General features: G+C 26.9%; 23 protein-coding genes. 11 read left to right on the top strand and 12 right to left on the bottom strand.

Translation table 11 applies throughout. The annotated features are described in order from the left end of the window. Positions 1 to 2: 2 nt before the first annotated feature. Both TVTCOM_RS10460 and TVTCOM_RS10455 read right to left on the bottom strand, forming a co-directional pair. The gene (locus TVTCOM_RS10460; protein WP_434796216.1) at positions 3 to 578 is read right to left on the bottom strand and encodes a chromate transporter; all 576 of its coding nucleotides are present in this window, start codon (positions 576 to 578) and stop codon (positions 3 to 5) included. Continuing rightward, positions 569 to 1171 (bottom strand): chromate transporter, encoded by a 603-nt coding sequence (locus tag TVTCOM_RS10455; RefSeq protein WP_434796215.1) that lies wholly within the window; start codon positions 1169 to 1171, stop codon positions 569 to 571. Before TVTCOM_RS10455 ends, TVTCOM_RS10460 begins: the two co-directional genes overlap by 10 nt. A 268-nt stretch (positions 1172 to 1439) precedes the next feature. Here TVTCOM_RS10455 and TVTCOM_RS10450 point away from each other — a divergent pair, with 268 nt between their 5' ends. Both TVTCOM_RS10450 and TVTCOM_RS10445 read left to right on the top strand, forming a co-directional pair. Further along, on the top strand, positions 1440 to 1988 hold the full coding sequence (locus tag TVTCOM_RS10450) for a hypothetical protein (protein WP_434796214.1): 549 nt from the start codon (positions 1440 to 1442) through the stop codon (positions 1986 to 1988). 387 nt (positions 1989 to 2375) lie between these two features. Then, positions 2376 to 3344 carry a CorA family divalent cation transporter gene (locus TVTCOM_RS10445; protein WP_434796213.1) on the top strand — a complete coding sequence of 323 codons (969 nt, stop codon included), beginning with the start codon at positions 2376 to 2378 and terminating at the stop codon, positions 3342 to 3344. Positions 3345 to 3754: 410 nt separating this feature from the next. Here the strand turns inward: TVTCOM_RS10445 and TVTCOM_RS10440 are convergent, their stop codons facing one another. Next, on the bottom strand, positions 3755 to 4879 hold the full coding sequence (locus TVTCOM_RS10440) for a tyrosine-type recombinase/integrase (RefSeq protein WP_434796212.1): 1125 nt from the start codon (positions 4877 to 4879) through the stop codon (positions 3755 to 3757). A gap of 412 nt (positions 4880 to 5291) precedes the next feature. On the opposite strand from TVTCOM_RS10440, the gene TVTCOM_RS10435 reads away from it, so the two are divergent. The 3 genes from TVTCOM_RS10435 to TVTCOM_RS10425 all read left to right on the top strand — a co-directional run bounded on the left by TVTCOM_RS10435 (position 5292) and on the right by TVTCOM_RS10425 (position 7224). Beyond that, entirely contained in the window at positions 5292 to 5630 is a 339-nt protein-coding gene (locus TVTCOM_RS10435) for a Fe-S cluster assembly protein HesB (RefSeq protein ID WP_434796211.1), read from the top strand. 67 nt (positions 5631 to 5697) lie between these two features. Then, positions 5698 to 6354 carry a tRNA (guanosine(46)-N7)-methyltransferase TrmB gene (trmB, locus tag TVTCOM_RS10430; protein WP_434796210.1) on the top strand — a complete coding sequence of 219 codons (657 nt, stop codon included), beginning with the start codon at positions 5698 to 5700 and terminating at the stop codon, positions 6352 to 6354. Between the two features lie 132 nt (positions 6355 to 6486). Then, a complete protein-coding gene (locus tag TVTCOM_RS10425; RefSeq protein WP_434796209.1) occupies positions 6487 to 7224 on the top strand; it encodes a hypothetical protein in 738 nt (245 codons plus the stop codon). Positions 7225 to 7246: 22 nt separating this feature from the next. Here the strand turns inward: TVTCOM_RS10425 and TVTCOM_RS10420 are convergent, their stop codons facing one another. Then, the gene (locus tag TVTCOM_RS10420; protein WP_434796208.1) at positions 7247 to 7513 is read right to left on the bottom strand and encodes a hypothetical protein; all 267 of its coding nucleotides are present in this window, start codon (positions 7511 to 7513) and stop codon (positions 7247 to 7249) included. A gap of 214 nt (positions 7514 to 7727) precedes the next feature. On the opposite strand from TVTCOM_RS10420, the gene TVTCOM_RS10415 reads away from it, so the two are divergent. Continuing rightward, the gene (locus TVTCOM_RS10415; protein WP_434796207.1) at positions 7728 to 8324 is read left to right on the top strand and encodes a hypothetical protein; all 597 of its coding nucleotides are present in this window, start codon (positions 7728 to 7730) and stop codon (positions 8322 to 8324) included. Positions 8325 to 8396: 72 nt separating this feature from the next. Here the strand turns inward: TVTCOM_RS10415 and TVTCOM_RS10410 are convergent, their stop codons facing one another. After that, a complete protein-coding gene (locus TVTCOM_RS10410) occupies positions 8397 to 8741 on the bottom strand; it encodes a PH domain-containing protein (protein WP_434796206.1) in 345 nt (114 codons plus the stop codon). Positions 8742 to 9000: 259 nt separating this feature from the next. Here TVTCOM_RS10410 and TVTCOM_RS10405 point away from each other — a divergent pair, with 259 nt between their 5' ends. The 3 genes from TVTCOM_RS10405 to lexA all read left to right on the top strand — a co-directional run bounded on the left by TVTCOM_RS10405 (position 9001) and on the right by lexA (position 11531). After that, positions 9001 to 9261, top strand: coding sequence for a stage V sporulation protein S (locus TVTCOM_RS10405; RefSeq protein ID WP_039677848.1), 261 nt, complete (start codon positions 9001 to 9003; stop codon positions 9259 to 9261). Positions 9262 to 9618: 357 nt separating this feature from the next. Then, entirely contained in the window at positions 9619 to 10782 is a 1164-nt protein-coding gene (locus TVTCOM_RS10400; protein ID WP_434796205.1) for a tyrosine-type recombinase/integrase, read from the top strand. A 116-nt stretch (positions 10783 to 10898) separates the two neighbouring features. Next, positions 10899 to 11531 carry a transcriptional repressor LexA gene (gene lexA / locus TVTCOM_RS10395; RefSeq protein WP_434799734.1) on the top strand — a complete coding sequence of 211 codons (633 nt, stop codon included), beginning with the start codon at positions 10899 to 10901 and terminating at the stop codon, positions 11529 to 11531. Positions 11532 to 11583: 52 nt separating this feature from the next. On the opposite strand, the gene deoD is transcribed toward lexA, so the two are convergent. Beyond that, positions 11584 to 12303, bottom strand: coding sequence for a purine-nucleoside phosphorylase (gene deoD, locus TVTCOM_RS10390; protein ID WP_434796204.1), 720 nt, complete (start codon positions 12301 to 12303; stop codon positions 11584 to 11586). A 148-nt stretch (positions 12304 to 12451) separates the two neighbouring features. After that, complete coding sequence (locus TVTCOM_RS10385) at positions 12452 to 13084, bottom strand: hypothetical protein (RefSeq protein ID WP_434796203.1); 633 nt, start codon at positions 13082 to 13084, stop codon at positions 12452 to 12454. A gap of 150 nt (positions 13085 to 13234) precedes the next feature. On the opposite strand from TVTCOM_RS10385, the gene TVTCOM_RS10380 reads away from it, so the two are divergent. Then, entirely contained in the window at positions 13235 to 14188 is a 954-nt protein-coding gene (locus TVTCOM_RS10380; RefSeq protein ID WP_434796202.1) for a glycosyltransferase family 2 protein, read from the top strand. Between the two features lie 65 nt (positions 14189 to 14253). On the opposite strand, the gene TVTCOM_RS10375 is transcribed toward TVTCOM_RS10380, so the two are convergent. After that, complete coding sequence (locus TVTCOM_RS10375; protein ID WP_434796201.1) at positions 14254 to 15159, bottom strand: alpha/beta hydrolase; 906 nt, start codon at positions 15157 to 15159, stop codon at positions 14254 to 14256. Positions 15160 to 15300: 141 nt separating this feature from the next. After that, complete coding sequence (locus TVTCOM_RS10370; protein WP_434796200.1) at positions 15301 to 15603, bottom strand: phage holin family protein; 303 nt, start codon at positions 15601 to 15603, stop codon at positions 15301 to 15303. A gap of 198 nt (positions 15604 to 15801) precedes the next feature. Here TVTCOM_RS10370 and TVTCOM_RS10365 point away from each other — a divergent pair, with 198 nt between their 5' ends. After that, entirely contained in the window at positions 15802 to 16095 is a 294-nt protein-coding gene (locus tag TVTCOM_RS10365; RefSeq protein ID WP_434796199.1) for a DUF1540 domain-containing protein, read from the top strand. Between the two features lie 140 nt (positions 16096 to 16235). On the opposite strand, the gene TVTCOM_RS10360 is transcribed toward TVTCOM_RS10365, so the two are convergent. The 3 genes from TVTCOM_RS10360 to TVTCOM_RS10350 are packed head-to-tail and all read right to left on the bottom strand — an operon-like array spanning position 16236 to position 19120. Continuing rightward, entirely contained in the window at positions 16236 to 17309 is a 1074-nt protein-coding gene (locus TVTCOM_RS10360; RefSeq protein WP_434796198.1) for an ABC transporter substrate-binding protein, read from the bottom strand. Positions 17310 to 17328: 19 nt separating this feature from the next. Next, a complete protein-coding gene (locus TVTCOM_RS10355; protein WP_434796197.1) occupies positions 17329 to 18108 on the bottom strand; it encodes an ABC transporter ATP-binding protein in 780 nt (259 codons plus the stop codon). Position 18109: 1 nt separating this feature from the next. After that, the gene (locus TVTCOM_RS10350) at positions 18110 to 19120 is read right to left on the bottom strand and encodes a FecCD family ABC transporter permease (protein ID WP_434796196.1); all 1011 of its coding nucleotides are present in this window, start codon (positions 19118 to 19120) and stop codon (positions 18110 to 18112) included. Positions 19121 to 19146 lie beyond the last annotated feature (26 nt).

Here is a 19146-nt window from a genome sequence, read left to right as displayed (position 1 = left end):
TTTTATATAATTGCCCATTGAATTAAATACATCATTGTTCCAACAACGCCACTTCCAAGTATTATAGAAATAGCATTTGCTTTATATTTTCTAAGTAGATATAAACATCCCACAAATAGTCCAAATTCTATTATCCTAAAATCGCCAAAATTTAAACCTTTTATATCTGAATTAAATAGTGCTAATAATAATATAGATGCACCAGCAGAACCTATTAAAGCTACAACAGCAGGTCTAAGTGATGATAGTACAGTTTGGACACCAGTAAAATTACGATATTTATAATAAAAATGTGCAAGGGCTAAACAAATTATAAATGATGGTATTATACAACCAAGAGTACAAATAGTTGCGCCAAAAGGACCTGCAAGTCTAGTTCCAACAAATGTAGAAGAATTTATTGAAATGGGTCCAGGCGTCATTTCTGCAATAGTTATTAAATCTGTAAATTCAGCAAGAGTCATAAGACCATGGACATTAACAATTTGATCTTGAATAAGTGGAATAGCTGCATAACCACCGCCTACACTGAATAATCCTACTTGTAAAAAACTAAAAAATAATTTCATCAGCAACATTGTTTTTGTCCTCCATTATGCCTTTTTTCTTTCTTCAAATTAACTATTAAATCAATTATACCTATAATTAAACATGTTAATATAATAAGCATTGCGCTTACGCCAAAGAAATAAGTTGCAATAAATGATATTATCATCATAGCTATATACATAATTCTTTTTGTTTTACAAACGTTTTGAGCTAGATTTATAACAACATCAAATATAACTGCTGCAACACCTGCTCTCATTACTTGAAGCATAATTCCTATATATGTGTTAGTTCTAAATTGTGTATAAAATAATGAAATAAGAGATATGATTACCATGGGAGGAATAATTGTTCCAATAATTGCAACTAATGAACCTACAACTCCGTTCATACGATAACCTATAATAACTGATGCATTTACAGGAAGTGGACCAGGTGATGACTGTGTAATAGCTGTTATATCAAGCATTTCATCTTCATCAAGCCATTGTAACTCTTCTACGAACTTTTTCTTCATAAGAGATACTATTACAAATCCTCCGCCAAATGTACAAGCACTAAGTACAAACATTGATTTAAATAAGATCAATAACCTTTCTGATTTCCACTGTTTTTCACTCATAATATTTACCTTCTTTCTATATTTACTTTTAACTCAATTATATAAAACTAATAATGATGAGTAAAATACGTATTAATTATAAAACCGATAACTAAATACTTATCATATTTTAAATAGTATAAAGTCTTATATAAAAAGTACAGCATAATTAACATAAATATAGGTATAAAGGATTTTATGTAGAATTATATAATATACTTTAAATTTAGATACAGACATTATGATTTCATCTTAATACTTAATAATATAAATTATTTGAGGTGATTATATGCCATGTAAAGCTAAAGTAAATGAGGACGAAAAAATAATAAATGAAGTTTGTAAAAAATTAAATAAGTTAGTAAAAAATATAGTACATTTAGATCCAAACTTTGTATATATAGGCTCAAAAGAAAAGGGATATTATAGTATTTATAATAAGAATAACTATGGTAAAAATATGGAACTAAGCCTGAATTTCAGATTGTACTATCCTGATAAAAAATCCTTCTATTATAATACAGAAGCTAAGTATTTAAATAGTAAAGACATTGATAGATACATAGATAGTAAATATAATGACAGTAAGTTCCTTTATGCTAAGATAGAGTGGTTTTCTGTAAACCCAACTAGGAAGGGTATAGGTAGCAAATTAATAATTCATTTTCTCGAAATATTAAAAAGCATAGAAAATATTGAATTTATTTTACTTTCTCCTAAAAATAATACTGCTAAAAATTTTTGGTCTACAAATAAATTTGTTGAAGCGGATTATTCTATGGAACTTGATAGAAGAGTGAAAAATACTGCTTGTAGAAGATTAGTTTATAAGTTTTAATATTATCTTTATCCTAAATGATAGGATTTAAAGTATGAAAAAGTGCCCATTTCTATCTCTCCGAACGTTTGTTCCTAGCGGCAGAAATAGGCACTTTTATCTCTTTAAGGTAAAAACTTCCTTATAAAGAACTTGATCCGTGGATTATACAATATAATTATTTGTTTCCTAATAAAATGAACTAGTTATAATGTATATTTAAATTTAAAAGAGTACTATAATAAAGAGTATATATTATTATAGTTTTAATTTTGACTTTTAATTAATTTAGTTAACATAATTATATTATAGAAACCTTTTATTAGCCAAAGTCATTATATATAATAATAAGTAACGCATTTAACCAATAGATATGATTTAGATTTTACTAAGGAGAGAAATATATAAATGCATATATTAAACTTAAATACAAAGGAAGTAACTAAAAACATAGATACAATCAATTTTAATAAAGATTACCATTTTATTGTATGTAATCCCTGGGAATTAAAATTTTTCAAAGATGATTTAAAACTAAATAATGAAGCTTATAAAGACTGTCTTTCTTTTGATGATAAAGTGAGAGTTAATATTTTTGATGAATATATATTCTTCACACTTGTTAATTTTCAAATGTGTGAAGATAAAATATTGTTAGAGGAAATAAATATATTTTTATCAGAAAAATACATCCTAATAGTGCTTAGAAAGAAAAATGATATCTATAAGGAAGTAAAACAACTAATGTGTGAGAGATTCTATTATAAATCTAATCTTACTTTATCATTATTTATAATATACTCTAGTATTCTTAGAATTGTAATTTCTAACCAATTCGAAAATTTAGAAAAAGTAGAAGAAATTATTTTAGAGTTGGAAGATGATATTATCAATGAAGCAGAGGAGAATGTATCTAGTAAAATAAGTCATATAAGAGGTGTGTGTAGAAACTGTGTAAAAAATATTAGGCCTTTAACTTATATCATAGACACCTTACTAAAGAATGGTATGGAATTTTTCTCTAATGATGAGACCGATAATTCATACTTAGAAAAAGAATATGAGAAGCTTCTACAAGGATTAGATCTTTCCATAGATAAACTCTATAATTTTTCATTAAGCACTAGAGAGCTAGCAGATAAACTATTAGACATTTATTCTTCTAAAGTTTCAGAGAAAACAAATAATCTAATAACTAAACTTACTATATTCACAGGAACGGCTGTACCCATAAGTATAATCACAGGTATATATGGTATGAACTTCAAATACATGCCAGAGTTAGCTTATGTATACGGTTATAGGATTACAATCTTAGTTATTTTGTCAATAATAGTTATCAGTTTTATTATCTTCAAAAGGAAAAAATTTTTATGATAGTAAAAGAAAATAAAAGTTACCATAATATTATTATGGTAACTTTTATTTATTCATGAAACACTATTTATATTTTTAATAAAAACATAAGCCAAAGCCTTCGAATTGATTTTTGTCCATTGCGAAGTTTATTTATATAAATACATTTAAAATATTTTTGAGTATTCTTATTTTTAGTATTTAAAATTCATAAGACAACTGAAAAAAGTTAACATAATTAAATTATGTTAACTTTTTTCAGTTGTTTATTATTAAATTTTTGACATTTCTCCCATAAGTCTTTTAATGCCATTTTAAGAAGGAACCTACCTTTTGTTAACGATTTATATTATGAAGATATTAAACTACGCTTAAAATCTATTATAAAAGATTTGTTTTCTTACTTTTTCGACGATAGGAATTTATTCGAACTAACTCATCTTTCTATCTTTGCTAAATAGAGTACTAGAAATTTTATCGGAAGCTTCTTGATCCATTTCTTTAAGAGCATGAGAATATATATTAAGAGTTGTATTAATGTTCGAATGCCCAACTCTCTCAGAAATAACTTTTATAGGTACCTTAGCATCAATTAACAAAGTAACATGAGAGTGACGTAAATCATGAAATCTTATGTGTTTTAAATTGTTGTCTTTTAAGAATAATCTAAATTTCTTGCTTAAAACATCTGGAGCTATAGGATTTAAATTCTTATCATGAAATATAAGCTCTCTATGTGATTTTTCGCCTTTTAATTTTGCTGCTAATCTATCTTTTTTCAGTTGTTTTAATATCACAATTACCTCTTTTGGGGCTGAAATAGTTCTTATAGACGATTCGGTTTTAGGATCTTTCAGTATAACTTTACTATCATTTCTAACTGTTATTTTATCTATAGTAATAGTGAAGTTACTAAAATCAACATTATTCCATGTAAGCCCTAATATTTCTGATATTCTCAGGCCTAAACCGCCGGCAAGTACAATAGGTAATTCCATAGAAGTTCCGTAGCATTTTTCTAATAGTTTTTGCATATCCTCTGCATTGTAAATCTCATTTTTATATTTTCTATTCTTTGGGACCTCTACAAATTGTACTGGATTTTCTTTAATAAGCTTCAATCTATAAGCTCTTTTCAGTGATAAATTAAGTACATTTAAGTGAACTTTTATAGTTTGTGGTGCGAGTAAATCAAGTAAATCATCCACATAATCTTGAATATGTATAGGTTTGATTTCACATATTTTTATATCTCCCAGTAGAGGAATTATATATTTTTTGCATATTCTAGTGTAAACCTTATAGGTAGTAATAGATAAATTCACCTTATATTTTTCTAAGAAGTCCATTATGTAATCTTCCAAAACCATTTCATTTGGGATTAATAATTCATCCTTATATATTTCTTCTTTTACCTCGCTCAATCTCTTACTAGCATCTCTTTTTAACGGATAAGAGCCCATATTTTTCTGTCTTTTTTTATTAGTATTTTTATCGAAATACTCTAAATAAACTATATAATTTTTGCTTCTTTTTCTTATGAAAGCTGTACTCATTATTAATCTCCCTGTTTTTTATATCTAAATATTTATAAATATATTTTACCATAAATTCTAGAAAAAAAGTAAATATTTTACTGGCATACAACTGACATGTGTGTTTTCGAACCATGTATAGATATTTAAATTTCAATGTTTTTGTGTTTTTGGCACAAAAGTATATATTTCATGTCTTAAATAATTTAAATAAATCAAATTTATGAGTAAAAACATTCTATAAATAAAAACAATATAAGATTATATTATCAAAGTATTTTGTTAAAAATATAAATTAAACACTATACATAGTTACATAAAATTTACATATATATTTAAATATTTGAAAGCTTCTTGTTTAAATAGTTTAGATTTTATTGTATACTTATATAAGATAATCAAACTAAAATAAAAATAGAAAGGTGGATTAAATATGAAAGTATTTGCACCAGAATCAGCTATAAATGCTTTAAAAGAAATAATAGCAGATAACCAAGATAAACCAAATAATGTAAGAGTATACTTTGCAGGTTTCGCTTGTTCAGGACCAAACTTCGCTTTGGCTCTAGATAGCGAAATAGAAGGTGAAGATGTATCTTGCGATGTAGAAGGAATTCACTTTATAATGAATCAAGATGAATTCTTAACATACGGAAATGTAATCATTCAAGAAATGCCAAACAGAGGATTTGTTGTTATGGTTGAAAATATGCCTTCTAACGGCGATGGCGGTGGCGGTTGCTCTGGTTGTTCAGGCGGTTGCGACTGTTAATTATTTATATAGAGTACTAGTAAATTATCTAGTACTCTATTATTTTGTACTAAAGGAGTAGAGACAAGTGAGAAGAAGAAAGAAAAAAGGTTCAGACCTAAAATTATTAAGCTATGAAAATTATGTTAAAAATGAAGATATAGAAAGCTTAAAAGGACAGTGGAGTAAAGTATTCGGTAATAACAATGAAATACATGCAGAATTCGGAACTGGTAGAGGTAAATTTATCACTACTTTAGCAAAATTAAATCCCAATATAAACTATATTGCAATGGAAATTAAAGAAGAAGTCTTATTAAAAGCTGTAGAAAAAGCTGCAAATGATAACTTAACAAATATAACTTTCATTTGGGGCGACGTTAATAGCATAGAAAATTACTTTGATAAAAATGAATTATCAAGAGTGTATATAAATTTCTGTGATCCATGGCCTAAGAAAAGATGGGCAAAAAGAAGACTAACACATACAAACTTTTTACAAAAATATTATCATATTCTAAAAGAGGGTGGAGAAGTACATTTTAAATCTGATAACGAGAAATTATTCGAATTTACCCTAAATGAATTTTGTAATAATCCATGGAAATTGAAAAATATTTCATTAGACTTAGCAAATAATGAAGATATAAACAATATAACAACAGAATATGAAGATAAGTTTATATCTCAAGGCTTAAAAATATATAGATGTGAATCACAAAAAGTAGTAAATACATTAATATAAAGTTAAAACATAAAAACAAGTAGAAAAATACATTAATATATTGTACGAAAGTAGACATGTAGTACAAGGGAATAAAAACCTTCCATAGAAATTTAGTAATATACTATTATTCTATGGGAGGTTTTTTATTAAATGAAAATTTTAAAATTATGTTCATTATTTATATTATTAACACTATCTATGGGTTTAGTTCCACTAAAAAACGAAAACATACCTCTTACCAAACAAGAATTAACCGATTTATTCCCAGATGGTGATTTTCGTAATGTAATATACGACTACTTTCCCAATGAAGAAATAACTTTATCAAAGTTAAAATCTTTAGATGGACAGTTTTATGCTAGCAACGAAGGGATAGAAGATTTAAGTGGTATATCAATATTAGAAAATATAGATTCTTTTATATTTTGGAATAACGACATCAAAACATTACCTAACGAGATTTTAAATTTAGACAATGTAAAATACATAAATTTAGAGAATAACTATTTAACAGAAAATAAAGTAATTGATTTATTGGAAAAGAAAAACGTAGATGTGGATCATGATTTAAATTTTATTCAATGTGAGAAGTCACAATATGAGTTATGTAGTAATAAAACAAAAATAGCTCTAAATAAAAACGAAAAAATAAATATGAGAAGCTTATTGTATAAATCAATAAATAACTATCCTAATTATTGGGAGCCTTCAAAAGATGTGTCTAAAGACTGTAAGCTATATATACAAACAAGTAATCCTGCAGTAACATCCATATCAAATGATACTCATATTTCATTTACTAAGGATGGAATCTATTATATAGTAGTAAGTTTAAACACCAATAAATATACATCCTCAACAGTTATAATTAAAGCTATTGTAAAATAAAAAGGCTATATGCCTTTTTATTTTAGAATAAATCAGTTTTTCTTCTAGTTATTATTAACCCCCATACAACTACAAGACTGTAAGTTATATATAAAGTCGATTTGGCTTCTTCAACATCTACACTAAGGAATTCTTTAGTATCTGGTAAGACTACTAAAATAGAAGCAACAATAATTAAAATAGGATTAATTATTATTTGTCTTTCGCATCTAAATAATAATATATTTCCTGCCCACATTATTGAAAACACAAGAAATAAAACTTTAAAAATAAATTCCATATTATTCATTCTTCTAATCTCCCCTCTACTTAGTAATATAACACATTAACTAAGTGAGCATTTTGTTTTATTAAAAAACGCAAGCAATAAAGATTATATAACTTTTTACATTAAATATAAAGATATTTTTAATTTTCATTTCATATACTTTTATAATTAATATATTAATATACAGATTTATATATTTATAATAATTTAATAATTTTAAAAAGGGGATAGTTAGATGAAATTTTATCAATGGTATTCTCAAGCCTGCGGAGGCATTTTAGGAATAGTATCTTGTATCTATTGTTATTTAAGAGGAGATTTACTTATCTATTCTAACTTAAATGGCAACTTTGATATAATTAGTTTTAACGGTATATTAGCCAGTTACATATTATATCCATTATGTTTTTTAACATTTATTATGGCAATCGTTATAGCATTACCAAACATCAGCCAGAAAAAAATATTAAATGTTGAAATAACAAAAATTAATTCGATTATAATTTACTTAACTACATTAGTTGGCATTTTAGGTTGCACTATTTACTTTATCATTCCAGCCTTATTGTTACTAATAAATGACTTAACATACGCATTTAAATACTTCAAATCAAAAATCAATAATAATCCTATATTAACAATAAAAGATAATGACATTGAGCAAGATAGTCAAGAATTAAGTGATACAAGTGAACAACTTTTATCTACAAAGACAGAAATGGCAATTAACCTTTTAAATAAAAATGCAAATATGAATTTTATAACAGAGGTAACAGGTTTATCAGAAGATTACGTCTCAAATTTAAAAAGAGTAGACTTAACGAAAAAATAGTATGAAAATTACTTAAAATAATTTTCATACTATTTAAATCATTCTTTATTATTTATGTAACGATTGAGATCTTTAATTAAGGCTATCACCTGCAGAAATATAATTAATAATATCCTCATATACAGATTTATCCAATCCCATTATCTTAATAGGATCTCCATTATATTTCATATACAAGTATGTGCTATCTTCATTTTCTTTAATATGACAAGATGCTATATACTTATATTCATAGGATTGTAGCAGATGAGGATGATCTCCTATCAATTTACAAAAGATTAATCTCCTATCAGAAGCTAATAATAAACCCTCTGTATCAAGTATATCAAAAGCAGTAATACTTTTTAATTTACATTCAGTAAAAAAAGTTAATTTTTCATTTTCTTTTAGAAAATAATTAAAACGACAAAGCTTCATTTAGTTCCTCCTCAAATATTAAATATATTTTTATAACCCCTTTATAATATATTATATTTGATATTCATGTCTTGTATCAATAATTAACTACATAATTGACAAAAAGTATTTTATTATAAAAAAAGGTATTTTTATTATAAGTATAGAAATAAATACTAAGTTAGATTTTTTAGTACTTTAAAAATATTACTTTAATCATTATACGCATGTAAAATTGAAATTAAAAATTGTTTTAAAACAAATCAAGGAGGATATGGAAATGGAAGTATTAAAAGTTTCATCAAAGTCTAATCCTAATTCTGTAGCTGGAGCTCTAGCAGGAGTACTAAGGGAAAAGGGAAGTGCAGAAATACAAGCAATTGGTGCAGGAGCGCTAAATCAAGCAATAAAATCAATCGCTATAGCAAGGGGTTTTGTTGCACCAAGTGGGCTAGATTTAATCTGTGTACCTGCATTTACTGATATAGAGATTGATGGCGAACAAAAAACTGCTATAAAACTAATTATAGAGCCTAGATAGAATAAAGTTTTAAATATAATCATGTGGATTAGATCTACATGATTATATTTTTTGTAAATCATAACATAAATAGTAGCTAAATAGTAGCTAAGTTTAAAAATAAAATATTTTATATTTATACTAAAAATGCTTATAAAATACAATGTTTAGATAAAAGAGTGATATATATAACTAGTTTCTAAATGTATATTTAGGGAATAGTTATATATAATATAGCCTAAGAGGTACTCTTTTTGATAAATTTCTTATAATTAATATTACTTTATTTTTTATCATTATTTCATTACTTTTTATTGTAACTAAACTACATTTATGGTATTTTCATTTATGAAAATTGTTTTTAAGGTGGTATTTTATATGAGTAAAAAAACATTAAAAATTAATAATAAATCAGATAAACCAAATAACATAGTTTTAAAAGAACATGAACTTATAGAAAAATGCATCTCTTTCGAAAATAAGCTTCCTCCTTTTATGAAAGACTATTTTATCTATTTAAAAGGTTCTGTTGCCGTATCTACAAGAGCTGCTTATTTGGAAGACATATACTTTTTCTGTGATTACATAATTCAAGAAACTGATTTTACTAAAAGTCAATTATCAGAAGAAATAACTATTGAAGAATTTAATAATATTAAAGCTCGAGACGTCAACTTATTTTTAGGAGATTATTGCCCTAGATATTATAGAGAAAGAAATAATACTACATTAATATATGAGAACAATAATCGTGCTTTAGCTAGAAAAAAATCATCCATCTCTACTCTATTTAAATTTCTATATAGAAATGAACAATTAGATAACAATATTACAGATGGATTCAACCCTATAAAGCTTCCTAAGCCTCAACCAGACGCCATAAAGAGACTTGATATAGATGAGGTAGCTAGAATGTTAGACGCTGTAGAAAGCGGTCAAGGGTTAACAGATAAGGAATTAATTTATTGGGAGAAAACAAAACTAAGAGATAAAGCTATATTAGCTTTATTTGTTACATATGGCTTAAGATTAAATGAGCTTCGAGAATTAAACATATCCTCTTTTAATTTTTCTAGAGGTGAGTTTAAGATTTATAGAAAAAGAGGAAAAGAAGTTTTAATGCCAATAAATAAAACTTGCGAATATGTGGTAAAAGACTATATTTATAACGAAAGGCCTAACAGCGACTTACTTGATGAGGAAATTAAAGATGCTCTATTTTTATCCTTACAGAAAAAACGTCTTACTCCAAAATCAATTAGACAATTGGTAAAGAAATATACATCCATATGTATGAACACAAGTAGAGAAAATGGTTATAGTCCTCATAAGCTAAGAGCAACTGCTGCAACTTCTCTTATTCAGTCTGGATTTTCCATTTATGATGTAAAAACATTGTTAGATCACGATAATGTTACTACTACACAGCTATATGCTGCACACAAAAAGAATATAAAGCGAGATATTGTCAATAATTTTGAATGGATAGATGAAAATAATGATGTTTTGGAAGAAATTGAGGAAAATAATGAAAATTTATAAATAAACAAATTCAAGAACAAATGTTTGTGTCATTAGCTTCTATATGATACAATATAAATATATAGTTATTTAAGATAATTATTAACATATTAAATTAATAAGAAATGAGTGATTTTATGTATATGGATTTAACAAACAAACAGGCAATGATCTTTGAGTTTATAAAAGAACAACAATTAGCTAAAGGTTATCCACCTTCAGTAAGAGAAATTTGCACTGCAGTTGGTTTAAAATCTACATCAACTGTTCATTCACACCTAAATAAATTAGAAAAATTAGGTTACATTAGACGAGATCCTACAAAGCCAAGAGCAATTGAAATATTAAACAGTAATTCTTTAGGCGATGTTACAGGTATGAATCAAGAAATCATTCCTATTCCCGTTGTTGGTCAAATCACAGCTGGAGAACCTATATTAGCTGAACAAAACATAGAAGAATATATTCCCTTACCTTCAAACTTAATACAAGGTAAAGATAACTTTATATTAAAAGTCAAAGGTGAAAGTATGATAGGCGCAGGTATATTAGACAAAGACTATGTAATAGTTGATAGAAATAATCATGCTTCTAACTCACAAATAGTAGTTGCTTTAATAAATGGTGAATATGCTACTGTAAAGAGATTCTTCAAAGAAGATAGATTAGTTAGGTTACAACCAGAAAATGAATTTATGGATTCAATTATCTTAGATGAAAGAAACATCGAAATTGTAGGTATCGTAAGAGGTGTTTTTAGAACATTATAAAAAGTCTTCTACTAAAGTAGAAGACTTTTTCTTTTATAATATACTTATTATGTTATGCTAAGCTCAATGCTATTTCCATCATTTTAGTAAATGCTACTTGTCTTTCATGAGAAGTAGTAGCTTTACCTTCAAGAGGACAGTCTGAAATAGTAAGTATTGCAAGTGCATTAACTCCTGCTCTGGCAGCATTCATATAAAGTCCTGCAGCTTCCATTTCTACACACATAACTCCCATTTTAGACCATTTTCTCAAGCCTTCTAAACCTTCATCTCCGTAGAATACATCGCTTGATAAAATATTTCCTACATGAACGTCTTTACCTTGTTCTTTCGCAACTTCTACAGCTTTAGAAAGTAACTCGTAACTAGCTGTAGGTGCATATGTACCTGGTAAGTTATATTGTGAAGCGAAGTTTGAATCTGTACAAGCTCCCATTCCTATAACTATGTCATAAAGGTCTAGCTTATCACTTATGGCTCCAGCTGAACCTATTCTTATTAAATTTTTTACTCCATAGAAGTGGATTAATTCGAAAGAATATATACCTATTGATGGTATCCCCATTCCGGACCCTTGAACTGATATTCTTTTTCCTTTATAGTATCCTGTATAGCCATACATTCCTCTTACAGTATTGTACTCTGTTACATCATCTAAAAAATTCTCAGCTATAAATTTAGCTCTTAGCGGATCTCCTGGTAATAATACAGTTTCAGCTATATCTCCAACTTGTGCCCCTATATGAGGTGTTGGAACTGGTGATTTACTCATAGTGTTTCCTCCTATTATGTTACATACTTTTTATAAGTATATAATAATCTTCTTTATTATATTATATACACAATTTTAAGTAAACATATAATTAACTTTAACCACCGTACATACTCTACTCTCTCAATATCAACAAATATAAGTTTATTTAAACATTACCATTCAAAATTAAGCTTTCAATCATATCTGACAGCTCTTCATCAGAAAATGAATTAAAAGATTTATTATAAAATTCTTTAAAATATGAGCTTCTAGCAAATATTAAGAAAGATGATTTTTTTATATATCTATTAACTAGTTTTGCATCATCAATTAATAAACTCTCTAACTTATCTTTATCTCCATACTTTTCTACTCCTGATAACACATCCATATAATTTCCATCGTCAAAAGATATTAGTGACTCTTTATGTAATTCATTTTTAGTTTTGCTTATTTGTTTTAAGTCACCTGTTTCTAATCTAAAATAACTCCACTCTAAAGCTTCATCATAATAATGAAAAGAAAGCTTAAGAGGACTTACTATATCAATAGTATTTTCCGTAATCAACTCTATACATTTATCTTCAGTTGAAAAATCAACTCCATATATACCTAGTTTTTTACCTTCTGGGTAAAAAATATTTGCTACCTTGTTACTGCATAGGGTAAATAATACATTCAAAATATCTATCTCATCTAACCATGTACACTCATTTGGAATAGCTGTTGGGAAAATCTTTATAATCTTCTCCTCCCAGTCCTGAACATTCTTACAAGTTCCACTCTCTTCTTTGGACATTAAAAAACCTCCTCATGTATAAAAATAATAAATTTAAACTATTATAATTATTATGAAAATATATGTTTTTTTATACATTTTAACTAATTATTCTTATTAATTATATGATATACTTCTAATTAGTAATTCTTGCGAAAGGTGGATTTAATTATGTTCAAGCAAGCTAAACCAACTATCAGTATTATACTACCTGTGCATAATACAAGCTCTTATCTTGAAGAATGTTTAAACTCTATACATAATCAAAGTTTTAAAAATTATGAGCTTATTTGTGTTGATGATGGCTCTTCAGATAATTCTTACGAAATACTGAAAAAATATGAAAAGATAATTACAAACTGCAAGGTAATTCAGCAAAGTAATCAAGGTGTTGCCAGCGCTCGTAATGAGGGATTAAGAAATGTAAATGGTGATTACATAATATTTATTGATAGTGATGACTTTATTGAATACAATTATTTAGAAAGGCTTTATAATGAAAGTTGTTATACAAATGCAGATGTAGTAATTTGTAATTTTTATAGATATTATGAGAATTCAAAATTAAGATTACCAGTAGTATGCAAAAAAGGCTCTGGAATATACTCTAACTATGATATTTTGAAATCTTTAATACCAGATAACCTTATACATTCATATTTGTGGAATAAACTTTGGAAAAAAGAACTATTTGATAATATAAAGTTTCCAAATATAAAATATGAAGATATTTCTATAATGTGTGATTTATTTTATAAGACAAAAAAAGTATCTATAATTTCTGATACTCTATATTACTATAGAATAAGAAAAACAAGTATTGTAAGAAACTATTCTATTAGCACACAAAATGATTATGTTAAAGCATATGGCTTTATAAGATTATTTTTAAAAGAAAAAAATATATACAATAGGTTTAAATTTTCATTTACTTTATTATCTATAAAAGTATTTTTTGTAATGTTTTTCATTAATATATTTTTGATTAATGAATATAAAAGCTTAAAAATAACTTTTGAAAATTTTGCCTCATTTTACAATTTTATTTCTTCTGCTAATTCATTAAGTTATAACTACTCTATGGAGGAAATAATGAACTTACAGGTATTACAATCTTCAAGTTAAATATCAAACAAAAAGCACAGAATAGATTTCTATCCTGTGCTTTTTTATTGATTAGCAAATTTTTCTTATTTTATAAATTTAGATATGAAATTAATTACTTTTTCCCAATACAAGTCACTATTTACTTTCTCACACTTTGCATGACCTGCATTATTGATTATTAACTTATCTTTGTAAGCATTACAAGCATTATATAATTGGTCTAACATATAAAATGGAACAAACTTATCTTTATCTCCATGTATAAACAATGTTGGTGTCTTTGATTTTTTTATTTGATTAATAGCTGAAGCTTCACTTATAAAGTATTTTGCTTTTATTTTTGTTATTGTACTACAGATATTTAGTAATGGAAATGATGGTAATTTAAACATATTTTTTAACTTATATGCAAGTTGTTCTTTTGCACATGTATATCCACAGTCTTCAACAATAACCTTTACGTTTTTAGGTAACTCTTCTCCACTAACCATCATAACTGTAGCTGCACCCATAGAAATTCCATGTAATAAAATTTGAGCATTTTCATCTTGATTTAAAATGTATTCTATCCATTTTATAATATCTAATCTATCGTGCCAACCCATACCTATATAATGACCTTCACTTTTTCCATGACCTCTTAAATCTGGCATTATAACATTATATCCTAAAGTATAATACTTATAAGCAATACTACTCATATACTCTGCATTTGTTGTATAACCATGAACTGTAATAGCCCACTTATTACTTTTGTTTTCTTTTATTTCATATGCATGAAGTCTTAAGTCATCAAATGAATTTATGTAAACACTATTTTTATCATTAAAATCATTAATCCAAAGATCCTCTTTTCTAAGTTCGTTTTTATTGTTACTTCTAAATATGCCTTTTTTTGAGCTATTTGGATTTAAGGCATAATTATATAATTTATAAGCAATACAAATTAATATTATAATCACAATTATTAATAAGAATAATATAAACATAACTATATACAAATTCCTTTCTCTTCTTTATCTACAGCCAAAATAATATAATAGCATTATATCATATTAATATAAGAATATAAACGAATGCAATTTAATATCACATTCGTTTATATTAGCTAATTTATTATTTTTCCGCTTCTATTTATCACTATTAGTTTCTTCAGTAGGATTTTCTTCAGTAGCACTGTCACCTTGTATTAGATTTTTAAAGGCTTGATGTAATCCTGTACTTGATAATCCACTCATCATACCTGCTAGTGTAATATTAGCATCTATACCTTTATTCATTAATACATTGACTACAAGACCTAATACAGCCATTATCAATGGTATATATTTGTTTGGTATAAAATCTAAGCTAGATTTTATTACATATCCTACACAAAGACAAATTCCAATAATAACGGGAACTTCAAAACTTGCCAAAAAACCTAAGTCCATTATAGCCCCTCCTTACATTGTATCTAGACATATTCTAACAATTCAAAATATATCATTTGTATAAATTATTCTAAAATGTAATAAAATGTGCTAAGATTTCAGGAATTAAATATACAAAACATCTAATATTTTACATATATAGAATGAAACTTAAATATTTGTGAATAATAATAAAAAGATAAATGGAGGGTACATATAATGACATTAAATTGTTCTGCTGACAATTGTATTTATAATAGTTCTGGAATATGCTATGCTGGACATATTGAAATTTTCGGACCTGGCGCAGCGACTTCAACAGGAACTAAGTGCGCTACTTTCAATCCTAACAAAAATGATCTTATGAGCTGCACAAGCAATACATTTACAACATCCGGTGATATAAAATGTAAAGCTAAAAAATGTAAATATAATAGTTTGGAAACTTGTACAGCTTCTAATGTACAAATCAACTATAACAATACAAATTGTGATACTTTTATTTCTTATTAATTGTATAAGATTAACTTATTTATAAGCTTCACATTATATAATATTATTTATAAGAAAATATAATTAATATAAAACATCAGATAGATTACTTCTCTATCTGATGTTTTTTATTAATTATTTATTGAAATCTATTACAAAAATTATTTAATAGCATTTTTAGTTAATTCTTTATATTGTTCATCACTTAAGTCCACATGATAAAATAATTTATAGAATTCTTTTGTTTTTTCTTTTAAATCGTAATTAAATTCTTCTGGATAAAGAGTTTCAGATAACCAAATCATTCCCATGTATCTGTTTACAGAAGGAGGGAATCCCATCCAGTTATATGGTATACTTGGTGATTCATAATATTTGTCATTAGATATGGCATTTAATTTTTTCCATTCACTTTCATTTCCCACTTCACTATATACACTTTGTGGAGCAAATACTATTACATCTGGATTCCAAATATATAATTGTTCTAATGAAACTTCATTTCCATCGCCTTTGCTTGATGGTTCCTTCAAATCAGCCACATTATTAGCAAGCAAGTTTATGATTTCTGCGTGGAAAGAACCTTTTGCTATTACATTAGTTCCTGTATCGCCTAAGCAATAAGCAATACTTACTTTATTTTTATCGCCTATTTTTTCCATTGTTTCAACAGTTGTACTATAAGTAGCCTTACAATAATCAGATAATACTTTAGCTTCATTTTCTACATTTAAGATTTTCCCCAATGTAGTATAGCAGTCTGACATATTAGAAGTTGTAGCTTCTATAAATATAGTCGGTATTCCTGTTTGCTCTTGTATAGAATTTAAATCTTCTTCCATACCATCTTTTTTCTCACCTATATCGATTATTAATTGTGGCTCAGCAGCTGCAAGAGCTTCCATGTTTAAGTCACCTTTTCCATAAAATTGGCCCAATATAGGTAGCGTAGTATATTTTTCATTGATAAAGTCCTTTGAGTCTTCTGACCATTCTCCTGATAGTCCAACCAATTTATCTGGAGCTACTGAAAATAATACAATTTGTGCTAAACTTCCTGATGGAGCTATTTTTTCAATATTTTCTGGAATTTCAACTTCTCTCCCCACTGAGTCAGTAAATTTTATTGTTTTTGCACTATCTTTCTCTTTATCATCATTAGACGATGAACATCCCACTAGAGATGTTATACATAAAGCTAGTACCAATAATAGTGATAGTAATTTTTTTTTCATTTTTATCCCCCTTAAAAAATTATATTATTGCACTTTTTGGTATACAGATTCTGATTTTATCATCATATAAACTGTTTAATTCAACATCAACATTGTATAATTTTTTAATTAGTCCTGAATTAATTATGTACTTAGGTGTTCCAAATGATAAAACCTTGTGATTATATAAAGCTAAAACCTTATCTGCATACAAAAAGGCTTGGTCTGGATTGTGTGTGGATTGTATGATTGTGTATCCTTCTCTTGTTAATTCTTTTACTGTATTTAATACTCTAATTTGATTACCATAATCCAAGTCTGAAGTTGGCTCGTCCATAACAAGTATTTTTGCTTTTTGTGCTAAAGCTCTTGCAATTAATACTAATTGTCTTTCTCCTCCACTTAAATTTATAAAACTTCTATCTTTTAAATATGAAATTCCTATTTTCTTTAAAGATTGTTCAACTATATTAATTTGTGCTTTAGTTGGTCTAGACAGAGGTGAAATTTGTGATGTAGTACCCATAAGTACCATTTCTGTAACACAATAGCTAAAAACAGGGTTATGAGATTGTGGAATATAAGCTACTTTTCTTGCTAATTCTTGAATCTTGTATTCCTTTAATTTTTTATTATCTAGTAATATTTCTCCCTTATAATCTTTCAATAATTGAAGTATACACTTAAACATTGTACTTTTTCCTGCACCATTAGGTCCCAAAATACATAGTAACTGACTGTCTTCTACAACAAAAGAGACTTTATCTAGTACCTTAGTATTTCTGTAAGAATAAGTAAGATCCTTAACTTCTAATACCATATTAATCCCCCCTTCTTGTAATTAAATATATGAAAAATGGCACACCAATAAATGAAGTTAATATTCCTATAGGTATCTCACTAGTCCATAAATTTCTAGACACATTATCTACTAATAACAAAAATGAGGCTCCAAATACAATTGATGTAGGTAATAAATAAACAAAATTATTTCCAACTAATTTTCTAGATAAATGTGGTATTACAAGACCAATCCAACCTATCATTCCGCTTACTGCCACACTGGCAGAAGTTAAAAGTGTTGCACATATGATAGTTATAAATCGTATAAGCTTGGTGTTTATTCCCATTGTCCTAGCTTCATCTTCCCCCACTGTTAATATATTTACTTGCCAACTAATACATAGTAAAGGTATTATTCCTATTATCATGGGAATAACAGCAAATTTAACATCAGCAGTTTTAGTTCCGGATAAACTCCCCATTAACCAATATGTTATAGCTGGTAATTGATCGTTAGGATCTGCTACCAATTTAATAAAAGATGTTCCTGAAGAAAACAATGAACTTACCATAATACCTGATAAAATTAATCCTAATACCTTATTTCCTTTTGTCCTTTGACTTATCATATATACTAGAAATACTGTGATTAAACTGAATATAAATGCGCTAATTGTAACTTGGTTTCCGCTTTTGTAAAGATATATTGCTAAAGCTGCTCCAAATGCAGCCCCTGAAGATGCACCTAATATATCTGGTGCTGCCATAGGATTTAAGAAAATACATTGATATGATACACCTGCCGCCGCTAAACATCCTCCTACCAAGCAAGCCAACATTATTCTTGGTAATCTAACATTAAAAAATATAGTTTCCATACTATCAGTCCAGAATTCATCTATATTTGCAATTTTTGATAATAGCATTCCAAGTACTTGATTAGGCTCAATAGGATATTTTCCAATGGCAAAAGATATTAATATTGAAATAATTAAAATTATTATTAAAAAAAATATAATTATTTTATTATGTTTAGTACTTTTATCCACTTATTTTTTCCCCTTTTCTTCCCACT

This window comes from Terrisporobacter vanillatitrophus, assembly GCF_051148895.1.
Lineage (GTDB): Bacteria > Bacillota > Clostridia > Peptostreptococcales > Peptostreptococcaceae > Terrisporobacter > Terrisporobacter vanillatitrophus.
Note: the sequence above shows the minus strand (reverse complement) of the source record. Positions and strands in the feature narration are given on the sequence as shown.